At 71.4% G+C, this 15,499-nt stretch carries 18 protein-coding genes; 10 read left to right on the top strand and 8 right to left on the bottom strand.

The annotated features are described in order from the left end of the window. Positions 1–90: 90 nt before the first annotated feature. Together OG580_RS15370 and hemL are read right to left on the bottom strand one after the other, a co-directional pair. On the bottom strand, positions 91–738 hold the full coding sequence (locus OG580_RS15370) for a histidine phosphatase family protein (RefSeq protein ID WP_267048017.1): 648 nt from the start codon (positions 736–738) through the stop codon (positions 91–93). Positions 739–785: 47 nt separating this feature from the next. Continuing rightward, positions 786–2,093 carry a glutamate-1-semialdehyde 2,1-aminomutase gene (hemL, locus tag OG580_RS15375; RefSeq protein WP_267044240.1) on the bottom strand — a complete coding sequence of 436 codons (1,308 nt, stop codon included), beginning with the start codon at positions 2,091–2,093 and terminating at the stop codon, positions 786–788. Between the two features lie 280 nt (positions 2,094–2,373). Here hemL and OG580_RS15380 point away from each other — a divergent pair, with 280 nt between their 5' ends. Beyond that, on the top strand, positions 2,374–2,991 hold the full coding sequence (locus tag OG580_RS15380) for a hypothetical protein (protein WP_267044241.1): 618 nt from the start codon (positions 2,374–2,376) through the stop codon (positions 2,989–2,991). A gap of 124 nt (positions 2,992–3,115) precedes the next feature. Here OG580_RS15380 and OG580_RS15385 read toward each other — a convergent pair whose 3' ends face one another. Beyond that, on the bottom strand, positions 3,116–5,080 hold the full coding sequence (locus OG580_RS15385; protein ID WP_267044242.1) for an APC family permease: 1,965 nt from the start codon (positions 5,078–5,080) through the stop codon (positions 3,116–3,118). A gap of 109 nt (positions 5,081–5,189) precedes the next feature. On the opposite strand from OG580_RS15385, the gene OG580_RS15390 reads away from it, so the two are divergent. Next, positions 5,190–5,606, top strand: coding sequence for a MerR family transcriptional regulator (locus OG580_RS15390; protein WP_267048018.1), 417 nt, complete (start codon positions 5,190–5,192; stop codon positions 5,604–5,606). A gap of 15 nt (positions 5,607–5,621) precedes the next feature. Here the strand turns inward: OG580_RS15390 and OG580_RS15395 are convergent, their stop codons facing one another. Then, a complete protein-coding gene (locus OG580_RS15395; protein WP_267044243.1) occupies positions 5,622–6,503 on the bottom strand; it encodes an ABC transporter substrate-binding protein in 882 nt (293 codons plus the stop codon). Between the two features lie 266 nt (positions 6,504–6,769). Between OG580_RS15395 and OG580_RS15400 the strand changes: the two genes are divergently transcribed. Beyond that, the gene (locus OG580_RS15400) at positions 6,770–7,018 is read left to right on the top strand and encodes a hypothetical protein (RefSeq protein ID WP_267044244.1); all 249 of its coding nucleotides are present in this window, start codon (positions 6,770–6,772) and stop codon (positions 7,016–7,018) included. A 64-nt stretch (positions 7,019–7,082) separates the two neighbouring features. Further along, entirely contained in the window at positions 7,083–7,640 is a 558-nt protein-coding gene (locus tag OG580_RS15405) for a GNAT family N-acetyltransferase (protein ID WP_267044245.1), read from the top strand. Here the strand turns inward: OG580_RS15405 and OG580_RS15410 are convergent. After that, the gene (locus tag OG580_RS15410; protein WP_267044246.1) at positions 7,637–8,086 is read right to left on the bottom strand and encodes a GNAT family N-acetyltransferase; all 450 of its coding nucleotides are present in this window, start codon (positions 8,084–8,086) and stop codon (positions 7,637–7,639) included. The two genes, OG580_RS15405 and OG580_RS15410, sit on opposite strands and share 4 nt — an antisense overlap. A 123-nt stretch (positions 8,087–8,209) precedes the next feature. On the opposite strand from OG580_RS15410, the gene OG580_RS15415 reads away from it, so the two are divergent. Continuing rightward, on the top strand, positions 8,210–9,061 hold the full coding sequence (locus OG580_RS15415; RefSeq protein ID WP_267044247.1) for an NAD(P)H-binding protein: 852 nt from the start codon (positions 8,210–8,212) through the stop codon (positions 9,059–9,061). Between the two features lie 156 nt (positions 9,062–9,217). After that, entirely contained in the window at positions 9,218–9,955 is a 738-nt protein-coding gene (locus OG580_RS15420) for a Mut7-C RNAse domain-containing protein (protein ID WP_267044248.1), read from the top strand. Positions 9,956–9,968: 13 nt separating this feature from the next. On the opposite strand, the gene OG580_RS15425 is transcribed toward OG580_RS15420, so the two are convergent. Both OG580_RS15425 and OG580_RS15430 read right to left on the bottom strand, forming a co-directional pair. After that, positions 9,969–10,454: a MarR family winged helix-turn-helix transcriptional regulator gene (locus OG580_RS15425; protein WP_267044249.1), complete on the bottom strand. Its 486-nt coding sequence runs from the start codon at positions 10,452–10,454 to the stop codon at positions 9,969–9,971. A 35-nt stretch (positions 10,455–10,489) separates the two neighbouring features. Beyond that, complete coding sequence (locus tag OG580_RS15430) at positions 10,490–10,966, bottom strand: hypothetical protein (protein WP_267044250.1); 477 nt, start codon at positions 10,964–10,966, stop codon at positions 10,490–10,492. Between the two features lie 96 nt (positions 10,967–11,062). Between OG580_RS15430 and OG580_RS15435 the strand changes: the two genes are divergently transcribed. The 3 genes from OG580_RS15435 (at position 11,063) to OG580_RS15445 (ending at position 12,979) form a co-directional block, all read left to right on the top strand. Next, complete coding sequence (locus OG580_RS15435; protein WP_267044251.1) at positions 11,063–11,398, top strand: YnfA family protein; 336 nt, start codon at positions 11,063–11,065, stop codon at positions 11,396–11,398. 65 nt (positions 11,399–11,463) lie between these two features. After that, positions 11,464–12,228, top strand: a complete 765-nt coding sequence (locus OG580_RS15440; protein ID WP_267044252.1) for an SDR family NAD(P)-dependent oxidoreductase — start codon at positions 11,464–11,466, stop codon at positions 12,226–12,228. A 337-nt stretch (positions 12,229–12,565) separates the two neighbouring features. Then, complete coding sequence (locus OG580_RS15445; protein ID WP_267048019.1) at positions 12,566–12,979, top strand: hypothetical protein; 414 nt, start codon at positions 12,566–12,568, stop codon at positions 12,977–12,979. 60 nt (positions 12,980–13,039) lie between these two features. Here the strand turns inward: OG580_RS15445 and OG580_RS15450 are convergent, their stop codons facing one another. Continuing rightward, positions 13,040–14,233, bottom strand: a complete 1,194-nt coding sequence (locus OG580_RS15450; RefSeq protein WP_267044253.1) for an RtcB family protein — start codon at positions 14,231–14,233, stop codon at positions 13,040–13,042. Positions 14,234–14,407: 174 nt separating this feature from the next. Here OG580_RS15450 and OG580_RS15455 point away from each other — a divergent pair, with 174 nt between their 5' ends. Continuing rightward, the gene (locus tag OG580_RS15455; protein WP_267044254.1) at positions 14,408–15,409 is read left to right on the top strand and encodes a DUF3558 domain-containing protein; all 1,002 of its coding nucleotides are present in this window, start codon (positions 14,408–14,410) and stop codon (positions 15,407–15,409) included. Positions 15,410–15,499: the final 90 nt, after the last annotated feature.

Raw genomic sequence — 15,499 nt, forward strand, 5'->3', positions numbered from 1 at the left:
ACCTGACCGCCCTGACGATGGACCTCTTCGCGCCCGCTGTCCAGAGGGACCGCGAGGTCGGATCCGGAGAAACCGTTCCTCGCCCCCGGGCTACGCCCCGAAGGCCTTCGACTTCCCCTTCACCGGCTTCGCCCCGGCGAGGAGGTGCGCCGGGACGAGGTCCCGGGCCGGCTCGCTGTACCCGACCGAGACGATCTTGTCGCCCCGGTACGTGAACGAGGTCAGCGAGGCCAGCGTGCACTGCCGACGCCGCGGGTCGTGCCACAGCCGGCGCTTCTCCACGAAGCTGCGGACGATCCAGATCGGCAGCTGGTGGCTGACGCAGACCGCCTCGTGCCCACGGGCCGCGTCCTTCGCCGCGTCCAGCGCGCCCATCATCCGGACGACCTGCTCGACGTAGGGCTCGCCCCACGACGGCTGGAACGGGTTGGTGAGGTGCTTCCAGTTCCCCGGCTTGCGCAGGGCCCCGTCACCGACGCCGAAGGTCTTGCCCTCGAAGACGTTCGCCGCCTCGATGAGCCGCTCGTCACTGGCCAGGTCCAGCCCGTGCGTCTTGGCGACCGGCATCGCCGTCTCCTGCGCCCGCTCCAGCGGGGAGGCGACGACGTACGTGATGTCCCGGCCGGCCAGGTGCTCGGCGACCCGGTCCGCCATCTGCCGGCCCAGCTCGGAGAGGTGGTAGCCGGAGCGGCGGCCGTAGAGGACCCCGTCCGGGTTGTGGACCTCGCCGTGGCGCATCAGGTGGACGACGGTGATGTCCTGGTCGTCCGCGGGGTTCGCGGGGCTCACGCGGTCGCCTCCGCGGCGGCCCGGGCGGCAGCCGGCAGCGCCGCGGCGATCCGCTCGATCGCCCGCTCGTCGTGGGCGGCCGACACGAACCAGGACTCGAAGGCGGACGGCGGCAGGTAGACGCCGTCGGCCAGCATCGAGTGGAAGAAGGCGTTGAAGCGGAAGGCCTCCTGCTTCTTCGCCTCGTCGTAGTTCCGCACCTCGTCGGCCGTGAAGAACACCGAGAACATGTTGGAGGCCGTCTGCAGCCGGTGCGCCACGCCCTCCTTCGCGAGGGCGCCCGTGACGAGCCCCTGGATCTCCGCCGACACCGCGTTGACCTTCTCGTACGCGGCCTCGTCGAGCAGCCGCAGCTGCGCGAGCCCGGCGGCGGTGGCGATCGGGTTACCGGAGAGCGTGCCCGCCTGGTAGACCGGCCCGGCCGGGGCCAGGTGCCCCATGACGTCGGCGCGGCCACCGAACGCGGCGGCCGGGAAGCCACCGCCCATGACCTTGCCGAAGGTCAGCAGGTCGGCCTTGACGCCGTCGACGCCGTACCAGCCGGCCCGCGAGGTACGGAAACCGGTCATCACCTCGTCGGAGATGTACAGCGCGCCGTTCTCCCGGCACAGGTCCGCCAGGCCCTGGTTGAAGCCCTCCGCCGGCGGCACGACGCCCATGTTGCCGGGCGAGGCCTCGGTGATCACACAGGCGATCTCGCCCGGGTGCGCGGCGAACGCGGCCCGCACCGCGGCCAGGTCGTTGTACGGCAGCACGATCGTGTCGCCGGCCTGGGCGCCGGTCACGCCGGGCGTGTCGGGCAGCCCGAGGGTGGCGACACCGGAACCGGCGGCGGCGAGCAGCGCGTCCACGTGACCGTGGTAGCAACCCGCGAACTTGACGACCTTGGCGCGCCCGGTGAACCCGCGGGCGAGCCGGATCGCGGACATCGTGGCCTCCGTACCGGAGGAGACGAGCCGGACCTGCTCGACCGGCTCGACGCGCGCGACGATCTCCTCGGCGAGCGCGACCTCGCCCTCACCCGGCGTACCGAAGGAGGTGCCGCGGGCCACGGCGGCCTGCACCGCGGCGGTGACCTCGGGGTGCGCGTGGCCGAGAATCATCGGTCCCCACGAGCAGACCAGGTCGACGTACTCCCGACCATCGGCGTCGGTGAGGTACGGACCGGTACCGGAGACCATGAACCGGGGCGTACCGCCCACGGCTCGGAAGGCACGCACCGGTGAGTTCACGCCGCCGGGCGTCACGAGGGACGCGCGGTCGAAAAGCGTCTGTGAGACTGGGGCTTCGTATGAATACGGCACTGTGATCCTGACCTGCGAGTACGGCTACGCGTACAGCTTCGAGTACGGCTTCGAGTACGGAGGAACGGCGTGAACACCCTGTGCTGACGCCGGGGCGGCTGTCCGCCGCGTCTGCGAAACTGGGGCGTCATAGGGATGGCTCACGGAATCCATGGTGTCAGAGGCCACAGCGTTCTTGCGGACAGGTGTTTCACCGTACGAACGTGGGGGAGGTCACTGACACGATGATCGGGTTGCGCGGCGGGGTCGTGTTGCCGAGAAAAAGCAGTCGGGTGGAGATATGCATCGCGGTGGCGGACCGGGCGAGGGGACGGACGATCTGGGTCCGGAGTCTGCCCGGCGGGGGAGGCACCGGCGCCGGCGGGCGGACGGGTCGACTCCGGGCGCGCCCGGCACTCCGGGAAGCCCGAGCACCCCAGGCCCCGAGGCGGATCGGGCATCCGGAGGCGGGAGTGGCCGGTTGGGGGTGACGTACAAGTACTTCGGCGCGCCCGACGGCGCCACGGCGGCCCGGGTACCGATCTCGATGCGTCCGGAGGAGCTCGGCGGCGACGAGCTCGGCATGGGCGGCATGTTCACCAAGATCAAGCCCGAGACCATAGCGGCGATGGTCCTCACGGGCATCGAAGGCATGCCCCTGAACAAGGTGCCCCCGCTGGAGCTGGTCGTGCTCCACCCGGACTACGCGGTCGTGAAGCTCCCGATGACCGTGGTCGACCCGCTGCGCGGGATCGGCGAGGAGTCGGTCGGCGCCGCCGCCTTCATCTGGTCCACGGTCCCGGACCGAGGCGGCCCGCGCGACGCCTTCGACGTCTACCAGCTGCTCCACGAGTGGCAGGACTTCTCCGTCCGCCTGCACGAGGCGGGCCACCAGCCGTACTGCCTGGTCTGGCCGTAAGGGGCGAGCGACCACACGTCTTCGCTTGCTCGCGCTGCTGCTTCGTCTCGCTCTTCTCGCCCTCCTGCCGCTTCTCGCGCTGCTGCTCCTTCTCGCTCCGATCGCTCTACTTGATCTACTTGATCTACTTGATCTGCTCCCGCTGTTCCCGCTGCTGCCTCTGCTGCTCGGCGAGCTCGCGGGCGGAGGCGAGCCGGTACGGGACGTCGATGACCACGACGTTCTTCATGAACAGCAGACGGGTCTTGAGACGCAGGGCGCTCTGGTTGTGCAGCGGCTGCTCCCACCAGTGCCCCACCACGTACTCGGGGATGACCACCGACACCACCGAGTCCGGCGTCCGCTCCGGCGCCTCCCGGACGTGCCGCAGGACCGGCTGGACGAGCGAGCGGTACGGGGAGCTGAGCACCCGCAGCGGTACGTCGATGCCGTGGGCCTCCCAGGTCGCGCGGAGGACCTCCGCCTCCGCCGGGTCCTCGGCGACGGTGACGGCCGTGAGGGAGGCGGGCCGCAGGGTCTTCGCGTACGACAGCGCGCGCAGGCTCGGCGCGTTCACCGAGGCCACCAGGACGAGGACGTGGTTCTCGGCGAGGGCGTGGGGCCGCTCGCCCGGGCCGACGGCGACCTCGGCGGCGACGGCGTCGTAGTGGCGCCGTACCCCCTTCATCCCGGCGAAGAGCACCGGCATCGCGATCACGACGAGCCAGGCGCCGTGCGTGAACTTGGTGATCAGGACGATGACGAGGACGACGGCCGTCAGACAGGCGCCGAAGGCGTTGATCGCGAGGCGGCGCAGAATCCCGCGACGGTCGGCCGCACCGGCCGGCGTGGCGAGTTCTCGCCGCCAGTGCTTGACCATCCCGGCCTGGGAAAGGGTGAAGGAGACGAAGACGCCGATGATGTAGAGCTGGATCAGCCGGGTCAGCTGCGCGTCGAAGGCGACGATGAGCGCCATCGCGGCGAGCGCGAGGAGGACGATGCCGTTGGAGTGGACGAGCCGGTCCCCGCGGTGGAAGAGCTGGCGGGGCGCGTAGCGGTCGCGGCCGAGGACCGAGGCGAGCATCGGGAAGCCGTTGAAGGCGGTGTTGGCCGCCAGGATCAGGACCCCCGCGGTGACGGCCTGGAGCGCGTAGAAGAGGACGTGCCAGTCGCCGAAGGTCGCCCGGCCGATCTGGGCGAGCGCCGTGGACATCGGGGTGCCGGGGGCGAGCCCGAGCTCGGTGGGGTCCTCGGCGACATGGACCTCGTAGACCATGGCGAGCACGGTGATCCCGAAGAACATGGTCACCGAGAGCCCGCCCATGATCGCGAGCGTCATGGCCGCGTTGCGGCTCTTCGGCTTGGCGAAGGCCGGGACGCCGTTGCTGACGGCCTCGACGCCGGTCAGCGCGGTGCAGCCGGAGGCGAAGGCGCGCAGGGCGAGGAGGACGAGTGCCAGACCGGAGTAGGTCGAGACCGCGTTGACGGGCAGGTCGGCGGACTCGGCGCGGATCGTGTCCCCGGTCGCCATCCGCACGGCGGCCACCGCGAACATCACGTAGATGACGGCGATGAAGGCGTAGGTGGGGAGGGCGAACCAGCGCCCCGACTCGCGCACCCCGCGCAGGTTCAGCCAGGCCAGCACCGCCACGAAGCCCACCGACATGGCCACGGCGTGCCCGTCGAGCGAGGGAACGGCCGAGGTGATCGCGGCGACTCCGGAGACGACGGAGACGGCGACGGTCATCACGTAGTCGATCAGCAGGGCGGATGCGGCGGTGAGCGCCGCGGTCTGCCCGAGGTTCTCGGCGGAGACGACGTAGGCCCCGCCACCGCCCGGGTAGGCGTAACAGGTCTGCCGGTAGGAGGCGACGACGACCAGGAGCAGGACGACGATGCCGACCGCCGCGTACCAGGCCAGATGGAGCACGGCGAGGCCACCGAGGGCGAGGATCAGCAGGATCTCCTCGGTGGCGTAGGCGACGGAGGAGAGCGGGTCGCTGCAGAAGATCGGCAGCGCGAGCCGCTTCGGCAGCAGGGTCTCACCGAGCCGTCCGCTGTCCAACGGACGTCCTACGAGCAGGCGTTTCGCCGCACTTCCAGCTCTCATAAGTGCTGAAGTTAGGACGAATGGGATGTCATGCCCGGAAGCCGCGCCCTGCGGGAGCCCCGTACGAGGAAGGACGTCACGCGTGAGCGGAGTACGAAGCGGAGTACGCATGGCCGGCGAGCCCATGCAGATCGGCGAGGTCGCCGCACGGACGGAACTGTCCCTGCGCACGATCCGCCAGTACGAGGACAGTGGCCTCGTGGTGCCGTCCGCGGCCTCGCCGGGCGGTTTCCCCCTCTACACGGACGCGGACGTGTCCCGGCTGATGGTGATCCGCCGGATGAAGCCGCTCGGCTTCACCCTCGACGAGACCCGCGAGCTGCTCATGGCCGTGGACCGGCTCACCGCCGACCACCCCGGCACGGAGACGGAGCTCACCCCGGAGGACCGCTCGGTGCTCGTGACCCGCGTCCGCCGCTACGAACAGGCGGCGGCGGAGCGGGTCGCCGAACTACGGACCCAGCTGGCCCGCGCGGAGGAGTTCGCCACGTCCCTCCGCTCACGCCTGACCACGACCCCGGTCTGAGCCGGGCCCGGGACCTCAGGCGGCCAGCGACTCCGCGAGGTCGCGGAAGAACCGCGCGTACGCGGCGGGGCTGGGCGGGGCCTCGGGGTTCCACGGGGTGAGCCGGGTGCCGGGCGGGGTCTCGTACGGCGGGACCGCGTGGAACCGGTTGTCGAAGAGGATCAGATCGGGGCGGAGCTCGGCGACGCGACCCCAGTCCGCGGTGAGCCAGTTGGCACCGGGCCCCGGGCCGGGGTCGAGCAGCCGGACGCCGAGCTCCGCGAGCCGCGCCAGCTCGGGCCAGGCCTGCGGCCGGGCCAGATGGACCTGGTCGGGGCCGGCCCCGGAGAGCGCGAGCACGGCGAGCCCGGTCCGCCCGGCGACACCCCGGAGAACGGCCTCGGCCTCCCCCAGGTCCGCCAGGTCCGTCCGATCCACCCGATCCCCCAGGTCCGTCAGGTCCGCCCGATCCGCCGTCATCGCCGTCCCGGCCCGGAGCGAGGCGCTCAGCTCGCCGAAGCGGTCGAGGATCGCCGGAAGCGTGAGCTCGTTGCCGACGGAGAGCGCGACGAGCGGCACCCCGAGCCGCTCGGCGACCGCCTCGTCCAGCGCGTACGGGCTCTTCCCGTCGTACGTGACGTCGACGATCACGTCGGGACGCAGCTCCCTCAGGAGCGTCTCGTCCAGGACCCGGCCCGGACCGAGGTACGGGACCCCGGCCGCGTCCAGGCCACCCGCCTTGGCCGGATCGGACACCGGGCCGTCGTGCCCGGAGCCGTAGACGGCGACCGGTGTCACCCCCAGGTCGAGCAGCGCCGCCCCGGCCCGTATGTACGCGACGACACGCTCCGGCACGCGGGCCGCGCCCAGCTCCGCACCCCTGTCATCCGTGAATCCCCATGCCCGCGCTTCCGACATGCGGCTGCTCCCTCCCCGGCCGAGACTGCCTCCCCCGCCACCTTGGAACGGTTCCCCGGCCCGCACAAGAGGGCCTCCGGCCGCCTGTGGACAACCCCTGGCACCCGCTCGGGACTTTGGTCCCGGACCCCCTGCCGAAAGTCCCCCGCGGTGGTGTTAACTGAACAGGTCGGGAGGAAGCAGTAGGAATCACCGCGCCTCCGTTCACGCGCGCCACCTGCCGGGGCGCGGCGCGTACGGACGGCCCTCACGTCCTGGAGTGAGCAATGTCCTTGCCCGGCCAGTTCTCGGACCCTCGTGTGATCACGCTCTTCGGCCTGCTCGCCGCCTCGACGGTGGTGTGGCTGACGCTGAGCCTGCGGGCCCGCGCCCGCGACCGCCGCGAGCGGGCGGCCACACCGCTGGAGCGCGTCTGGCACCCGCAGGAGTCGGTGCCGCTGACCCCCGCGGAGGAGCACGCCTTCGGCCAGGTCGTCTCCCGCCTCTCCCTGGGCTCACCGGGCCGCCTGCGCTGAACCGGCACCGGCGCCGCCCCCGTACGCCCCCGGATTGTCGGTGCCCTGGCCTACCGTACGGAGCATGGACGACGCCCCCTCTCCCGTACGGCTCGAACCCTGGTCCGAAGAGGACGCGGAGCTGCTGCGCGCGCTGAACGCACCGGAGCTGATGGCCCACCTCGGCGGCCCGGAGAGCGAGGAGCAGCTCGTCGGCCGCCACGGGAGATACGTGGCGCTGAGCGCCGACACCACGGGCGCGGGCCGGATGTTCCGGATCCGGCTGCTGCCCGAGGAGGCCGTGGTGGGCAGCATCGGCTTCTGGGCGCAGACCTGGGACGGCGAGCCGGTGTACGAGACGGGGTGGACCGTGCTGCCGGGCTTCCAGGGACGGGGCATCGCGACGGCCGCCACGCGCGCGGTGGTCGCGGAGGCCGGGGCCGCGGGCCTCCGCCGCCATCTGCACGCGTTCCCGTCGGCGGACAACGCCGCGTCGAACGCGGTGTGCCGCAAGGCGGGCTTCGAGCTGCGCGGGGAGCGGGACTTCGAGTACCCGCCGGGGCACCCGATGCGCTGCAACGACTGGCGCCTCGACCTGCGGTCCGACCTGCGGTCCGGCCTGCGGTCCGGCGACACCCCCTAGGAGGCGTCCTCCGTCGTGGCGATCGGCCGGGTGAAGTGGAAGGCCACGATGTCGAAGCGTTCGCGCAGGTAGAAGCGGTGGGCTCCGGTGCGGTGGGTGCCGGAGTCGAGGTTGAGCTCGTGGCAGCCGGCCGCGCGGGCGTGGCCCTCCAGGTGGGCGACGAGCGCGTGGCCGACACCGGTGGAGCGGTCGTCGGCGGCGGTCACCAGGTCGTCGACGTAGAGCTTGCGCAGGGAGCTGGTGTTGTTCACGATCCGCCAGCCGGCCGCGCCGACGCAGCGGCCGGCGTCCGCGTAGGCGGCGCTGAATCGCAGCCCCTGCGGGTGCCCGGACTCGTACACCTCGCGGAAGAGCTCCGGCGTGAGGTGGGGACGGAGTTCGGAGAGGACCGGCAGGAGGTCGCTCTCCAGCCGCGGGTCGCCGGGTTCGAGGTCGATGATCTTCATGCCGGGACGGTACCCCAGGTTTTTTCAGGGTTGACGGACAAGGCACCACCACGGATATTTATCTGCGTAACGCAGATTCTTCTCTCTGCAGCGGATATCTCGCCCTCTCCGGAAGGACACCTCATGACCGTTCTCGTCACCGGCAGCCGCGGCCGCGTCGCCTCCACCCTGCTCGGCCTCCTCGCCGACGCGGGCGTCAAGGCCAGGGCCGCCTCCAAGAACCCCGCCGACCTCTCCCCACCCGCAGGCGTCGACACCGTGCGCTGCGACCTCGCCGATCCGGCCACCTTCGACGCCGCCCTGGACGGCGTCGACGCCGTCTTCCTCTACGCCGAGGCCACCCACGCCGGCGCCTTCGCCGGCCGGGCCCGTGCCGCCGGGGTCGAGCACGTCACCCTCCTCTCCTCCAGCTCCGTCCTCGCGCCGGACGCCGAGGTGAACGCGATCGCCGCCTCCCACCTCGCGGCCGAGCGCGCCCTGTCCGCCACCGCGGACACCGGAGCCTTCGAGGCCACCCACCTCCGGCCGGGCGCCTTCGCCACCAACGCCCTGCAGTGGGCGTGGGCGCTCCGGGCCGGGCGCCCGCCGGCCCTCCCGTATCCGCACGCGTACGGGGATCCGATCCATGAGCGCGATGTCGCCGAGGCCGCCTTCGCCGTGCTCACCGAACCCCGACTGCGCGGCTCCTCGTACGTACTGACGGGCCCCGAATCGCTGGACTTCACCGAGCAGCTCGCGATCCTGGCCGAGGTGACGGGCCGGCCCGCGCCGTACACCGTGCCCACCCCCGAGGAGTGGAAGGAGTCGGTCACCGACTTCATGCCGGAGACCTACGCGGACGCCCTGCTCTCCTACTGGGCCTCGCACGACGGCCGGCCGACGCCCCTGACCGGCACCGTCGAGGAGCTGACGGGTCACGCGCCCCGCACCTTCGCCACCTGGGCCGCCGACCACACCGCCGCCTTCCGCCCCTGACGGAACCCGACCGTCCCGAACCCGGCCCACCCCGACCCGGCTCGCCCCGACCCCGGCCCCAGCCGCGGCCCCAGCGGGGGCCCAGCGGGCGCCCAGCCGCGGCGCCCGGGCCGAATCCCCTGGCGACCCCTCCCGCCCCGGTGCCATCCTGTCCCCGTGAACGGACCGGAGATCCAGATCAGATTCGTCCCCGACCTGCGGGTCTTCGTCTCGGCGGAGCGTCGCTCGGGACACACCCCCGTGGCCACCGACGGAGCCTCCTCGCTGGGACATGTCGTGGAGTCGCTCGGCGTGCCGCTCACCGAGACCGGGCGACTGCTCGTGGACGGCAGGCCCGTGGACCCCTCGCACGTGCCGGTCGCGGGCGAGACGGTCGAGGTGGAGGGGGTCGCCCGCCCGCAGTCGGTGCCCGGCGCCCCGCTCCGGTTCCTGCTCGACGTCCACCTCGGCACCCTGGCGCGGCGACTGCGGCTGCTCGGCGTGGACGCGGCGTACGAGAGCCAGGACATCGGCGACCCCGCGCTGGCCACGCTCTCCGCGCGGGAGCGGCGGGTCATGCTCACGCGCGACCGTGGCCTGCTGCGCCGCCGTGAGCTGTGGGCGGGCGCCTACGTGTACAGCGACCGGCCGGACGACCAGCTCCGTGACGTACTGGAGCGGTTCGCGCCGCAGCTCGCGCCCTGGACCCGCTGCACGGCGTGCAACGGGCGGCTCTCCGGCGCCGACAAGGACGCGGTCCGCGAGCGGCTGGAGCACGGCACGGAGAAGTCGTACGACGTGTTCGCGGAGTGTGTGGAGTGCGGCCGGGTCTACTGGCGCGGCGCCCACCACGCCCGCCTGGAGGCGATCGTCTCCGACGCGGTCCGCGAGTTCGGCGACGCGGCGGCCCGCTAGGAGGCCGGTCGGGTCAGCCGAGCTCGCCGCCGCGCAAGCGCTCGACCTGAGCGGCGCTGACCTCGACCGTGCGCCGCATGTGGGCGATGAGCAGGGCGACCTCGGCATCGCTGTAGACGTCGAACATCGTGCCCCAGGTCCCGTTGAGCTTCCGCCACAGAGTGGCGAGCTCGGCCAGCCGCTCGGGCACGAGCGCCACCAGGACACGGCGCCGGTCCTCGGTGTCCCGCTCACGCGTCACGTACCCGGCCCGCTCCAGCCGGTCGACGAGCCGGGTCGCCGAGCCCGTGGTGAGCCCGGTCAGCTCGGCCACCCGCCCGGTGGTCACCGGCCCCTCCTCCAGGCTGAGCAGGTTCAGGCACTGCACATCGGTCGGGTGGAGCCGCAGATGGTCGGCGACGGCCTGGTTGAACAAGGCGTAGGAGGCCATGTAACGGCGGGCTTCCCCGTACAGCTCGGTCATGAGCGCATCGCGCCGGGCGGAACTCTTCTGCGGCATGCAGAAATTGTACGGACCAGACACCGGGCGACCGGTCAGAAGACGTACGGGTCACCCGTGGCGAGCACCAGCACACGGTGCCGGTCGTTCCTCGGGTTCCGGTCGGCCGCCCCGTCCCGCCAGGCGGTGGTGATCTCCACCGTCAGCTCGTCCGGAAGGCCCGCGGTCCGCAGATCGAGCGCCAGCTCACCGACGGCCCCCGCGGCCCGGAGCTCGCCCGTCCGGCAGGACACCACACGGTCGCTGCTCCACAGACAGGCGGCCGGCAGCTCATGGCCCCCCGCCATCGGCTCGGAGAAGGCGAGCCGGACCGTCGCCTGGGAGAGATCGGAGGGCCCGTGGTTCTCGCTGACGAGCCAGACGCCGACCCGACCGTCCCACAGGGAGACATGACCGTGATGAGCGAGATCCGTCTCGGCACCGGACCCGGGCCACACCGCACCGGCACTCACCCCGGCGCCCGCGCCCACCACTGCCGAGGCCGCGAGCACGACCCCGAGCACAGACTTCACGATTCCACGCATAAGCCTAAAATACCCATAATCCAGCCAGAACCCTGACACCCCGTCAGTCAGCGTGTCCCCAGACGCCCATGACACCCTGCCCCCATGCTCATCGCCCGCTCCGCCGCCCTCTTCCTCGTCGCGGCCCTCTTCGAGATCGGCGGCGCCTGGCTCGTCTGGCAAGGCGTACGGGAGCACCGCGGCTGGGCCTGGATCGGCGCCGGCGTCCTCGCCCTCGGGATCTACGGCTTCGTCGCCACCCTCCAGCCCGACGCCGAGTTCGGCCGCATCCTCGCCGCGTACGGCGGAGTGTTCGTCGCGGGGTCGCTCGCCTGGGGCATGGTGGCCGACGGCTACCGCCCCGACCGCTGGGACGTCACCGGCGCACTCGTCTGCCTCGTCGGCATGGCCGTGATCATGTACGCCCCACGCGGCCGCTGATCCACGTCCCCACCTATCCTGACCGGGCGATCCACGTCATCGACCACCTGCGCGAGGAGCACGTCATGACCGCCCCCGGTACCCCCATCGCCGTCATCACCGGAGCGAGCGGCGGAATCGGCGCCGCCACGGCCAGGCAGCTCGCCGCCGCCGGTTACCGCGTGGTGCTCACCGCCCGCCGCAAGGACCGCATCGAGGCCCTCGCCGCCGAGATCACCGAGGCCGGCCACCAGGCCACCGCCTACGCCCTCGACGTCACCGACCGCGCCGCGGTCGACGAGTTCGCCACCGCGTTCCGCGCCCTCGCGGTCCTGGTCAACAACGCCGGCGGAGCCCTCGGCGCCGACTCCGTCGCCACCGGTGACCCCGAGGACTGGCGTCGGATGTACGAGGTCAACGTCCTCGGCACCCTCCACATGACCCAGGCCCTGCTCCCGGCCCTCACCGCGAGCGGCGACGGCACGGTCGTCGTCATCTCCTCCACCGCGGGCCACTCCACCTACGAGGGCGGCGCCGGCTACGTCGCCGCCAAGAACGGCACCCGCGTCCTCGCCGAGACCCTCCGCCTGGAGATCGTCGGCACCCCGGTCCGCGTCATCGAGATCGCCCCCGGCATGGTGAAGACGGACGAGTTCGCCACCACCCGCTTCCGCGGCGACACCGACAAGGCGGCCAAGGTCTACGCGGGCGTGGCCGAACCCCTCACGGCGGACGACGTGGCCGACACGGTCACCTGGGCCTGCACCCGCCCCCCGCACGTCAACATCGACCTCCTGGTCGTCCGCCCCCGCGCCCAGGCCTCCAACACGAAGGTCCACCGCGAGCTGTAGGACGACCCACGGCACGTCCGGGTGAACAACCTCGATCCCCCGGACAACAACCGAAGACCCGACCTAACGTCGAAGACAACTCCATACAGAACGGCCCTCGACCCCGTACTACAGCTCCGTCACGGAGCGAGTCCGCACCACCAAGTTCGCCGAGCAGTACCACTCGGCCACATGGTCCCTGTGTGCACTCGAGGCCAGGACCATCGTCAACGAGCTCGGAATCCCCTACGGCAAGAAGTCACGGATCATCCGGCCACCCCGCCTCGAGTTCTCCCGACCGGACTACCTCCGCGGCTGCATCGACGCCGACGGGTCGCTCGGCTGGACCACGGAGGGCATCCCGTTCCTCTCGTTCACGTCGGCCAGCACAGCCCTGGCTGCGTACCTGTGCCACTACACGAAGAAGATCACGGGCACCGAGCGCATCGCCCGCCGCAACACCCGTGACCAGGTCTACGTCATCACGTACTACAAAGAGCAGGCGCAGCAGCTCGCCGAGCACCTCTACTACCCCGACTGCCTCGGCCTGGACCACAAGAAGGCCAACGCCGCCGCGATCCAGACCTGGGTGCGTCCAGCAGACATGAGGATCGCACCACCCCGTCGGCGCTGGACCGAGACGGACGACCGCGAACTCCTGCGGCTCAACGACCCCGCCGCCGCAGCCATCACGCTCGACCGAACCGAGCAGAGCTGCCACATGCGCTTGTGGCGGCTTCGCACCGGTCAGACACCGTCGCCCACCCGGTAACCCTCCACGAGGACCGATGACGGGGTGCCGCTGACGCGGCACCCCGTTCCGGTTCCACCCTCAGCCCTTCACGCAGACGACCTGCTTCAGCTGCGCGACCACCTCGACCAGGTCCCGTTGCTGCTCCATCACCCGCTCGATCGGCTTGTACGCACCCGGGATCTCGTCCACGACACCTGAGTCCTTACGGCACTCCACGCCCCGCGTCTGCTCCTCCAGATCCCGCGTCGAGAAGCGCCGCTTCGCCTCGCTCCGGCTCATCCGCCGACCCGCTCCATGCGAGGCCGAGTTGAAAGCCGCCTCGCTGCCGAGCCCCTTCACGATGAACGAGCTGGTACCCATGGAACCGGGGATGATCCCGAACTCCCCAGATCCGGCCCGGATCGCACCCTTCCGCGTGACCAGTAGGTCCACTCCCTCGTACCGCTCCTCCGCCACGTAGTTGTGATGGCAGGAGATCACCGGATCGAAGGCCACCTTCGCCTTCCGGAACTCCCGGCGGAGCACTTCCTGGAAGAGCGCCATCATCACGGCCCGGTTGTACTTCGCGTACTCCTGAGCCCAGTGGAGGTCGTTCCGATAGGCAGCCATCTGCGGGGTGTCGGCGACGAATACCGCAAGATCCCTATCCACCAAGCCCTGATTGTGCGGCAGCTTCTGCGCCTCGCCAATGTGGTACTCGGCAAGCTCCTTGCCGATGTTGCGCGACCCGGAGTGAAGAACGAGCCACACCCCACCCTGCATATCTATGCAGACCTCAGCATAATGATTCCCTCCACCCAGTGTCCCCATCTGCTGCTCCGCCCGCCCTCGACGGAACTTGACGGATTCCGTGATCCCGTCGAACCGCGACCAGAAGTCCCCCCACCCCGCCGTCGGGAACTGGTACAGCCGCCCCGGGTCCACCGCGTCCCGATGCAGTCCCCGCCCCACCGGAATCGCCTGCTCGATCTTCGACCGCAGTCGTGACAGGTCACCCGGCAGGTCGTTCGCCGTCAGCGAGGACTTGACCGCCGACATCCCGCAGCCGATGTCCACCCCGACCGCCGCCGGACAGACCGCCCCCTGCATCGCGATCACCGAACCGACCGTCGCGCCCTTGCCGTAGTGCACGTCCGGCATCACGGCCAGGCCCTTGATCCACGGCAGCGTCGCCGTGTTGCGCAGCTGCTGCATCGCGCCGGCGTCCACCGTGGAAGGATCGGTCCACAGACGGATGGGAACCTTCGCCCCCGGTACCTCTACGTACGACATACTTCCTCAATTCCCCCGAGAAGTCTGATAACGCAAAAACCGGAACCAAAGCCCGTACAGGTGACAACGGACCGGCATCAACAGCTGCGTGTGCGATAGACATTGTGTCCACCGGCCGGGTTCGCGCGGCAAACAGTTTTCGGGAAAGACTTCGGGAGAAGGGAGCCTGGGACCGTGCAGCGAAAGAAGTACGCCCCCGGCCGCACCGGGTCCACGGCACGTACCGCCGCCGTCCTCACCAGCGTCCTCGGACTGGGCCTCGGGCTCGGCCTCACAGGATGCTCGGCGGGCGCTCCGGTCGACGACATCGCCGTCGACGCCAAGGCCGGCGCCGTCACCCCCGCCGCACCCCCCGGCCGCTACCGCACCCTCTTCGAGCCCTGCGGCTCCGTCCCGCAGGCCATGCTCAAGGACCTGCTCCCGGGCGCCGCCGCGCTGCCCGAAGCCGAGCGCGCCACGGTGTACCGCGGCACCGCCGCCGTCACCTACGACACCGACCGGCGCGTCGGCTGCACATGGAAGGCCGACACCCCGGAGACCTCCCACCGGCTCGTCCTCGACGTCGAGCGGGTGGTGTCGTACGACCCCGCCGTCAGCGACGACGCCCGGGCGCAGGAGGTGTACCTCCGCCGGCAGCTCGCGGCGGGCATCCCCGTGCCCCCCACGGCCCCGCCCACACCCACCGGCACGGCGACGGGAACCGTCGGCGGCAGCGCGACGCCCCCCGGCGGCGCCACCGGCGGCACGGCCCCCACAGGCCCCACGAGCCCCACCGCACCGACGGGCGACACCCCACCCACCCTCGCCACCCTCGCCACCGGCCCCACCGCCGTCGGCACCCCGGCCTCCGGCACTCCGACCACCGGCCAGGCCACCGGCGCGACCACCGGCACGCCCTCCACCGGCCCCACGCCTCCCGGTGCCACCTCCACCGGCCTCGAACCCCGCGTCCTCGACGGCCTCGGCGACATCGCGTACCTCGACGACACCCTGAACACCGTCGGCGCGAACGGCCGTCAGCGCGCGGTCAGCGTGGTGTTCCGCACATCCAACGTCATCGTGACCGTCGCCTACCGGGAGCAGACCACCGGTCCCGCCGAGGCCCCCGACAGCGCGAAGCTGCAGGAAAAGGCCCGAAACCTGGCCCGGCTGCTCGCCGGACGCCTGGAGGAGTAGCCGTTCGGCTCCGATCCGTGAGCGGAGGGTGAGCACGTAACGTGTCGGCGTACCCGTGGCCGCCCGATGGCCGTGGCCGCCGACCGGCCG

Source organism: Streptomyces sp. NBC_00094 (assembly GCF_026343125.1).
Taxonomy (GTDB): domain Bacteria; phylum Actinomycetota; class Actinomycetes; order Streptomycetales; family Streptomycetaceae; genus Streptomyces.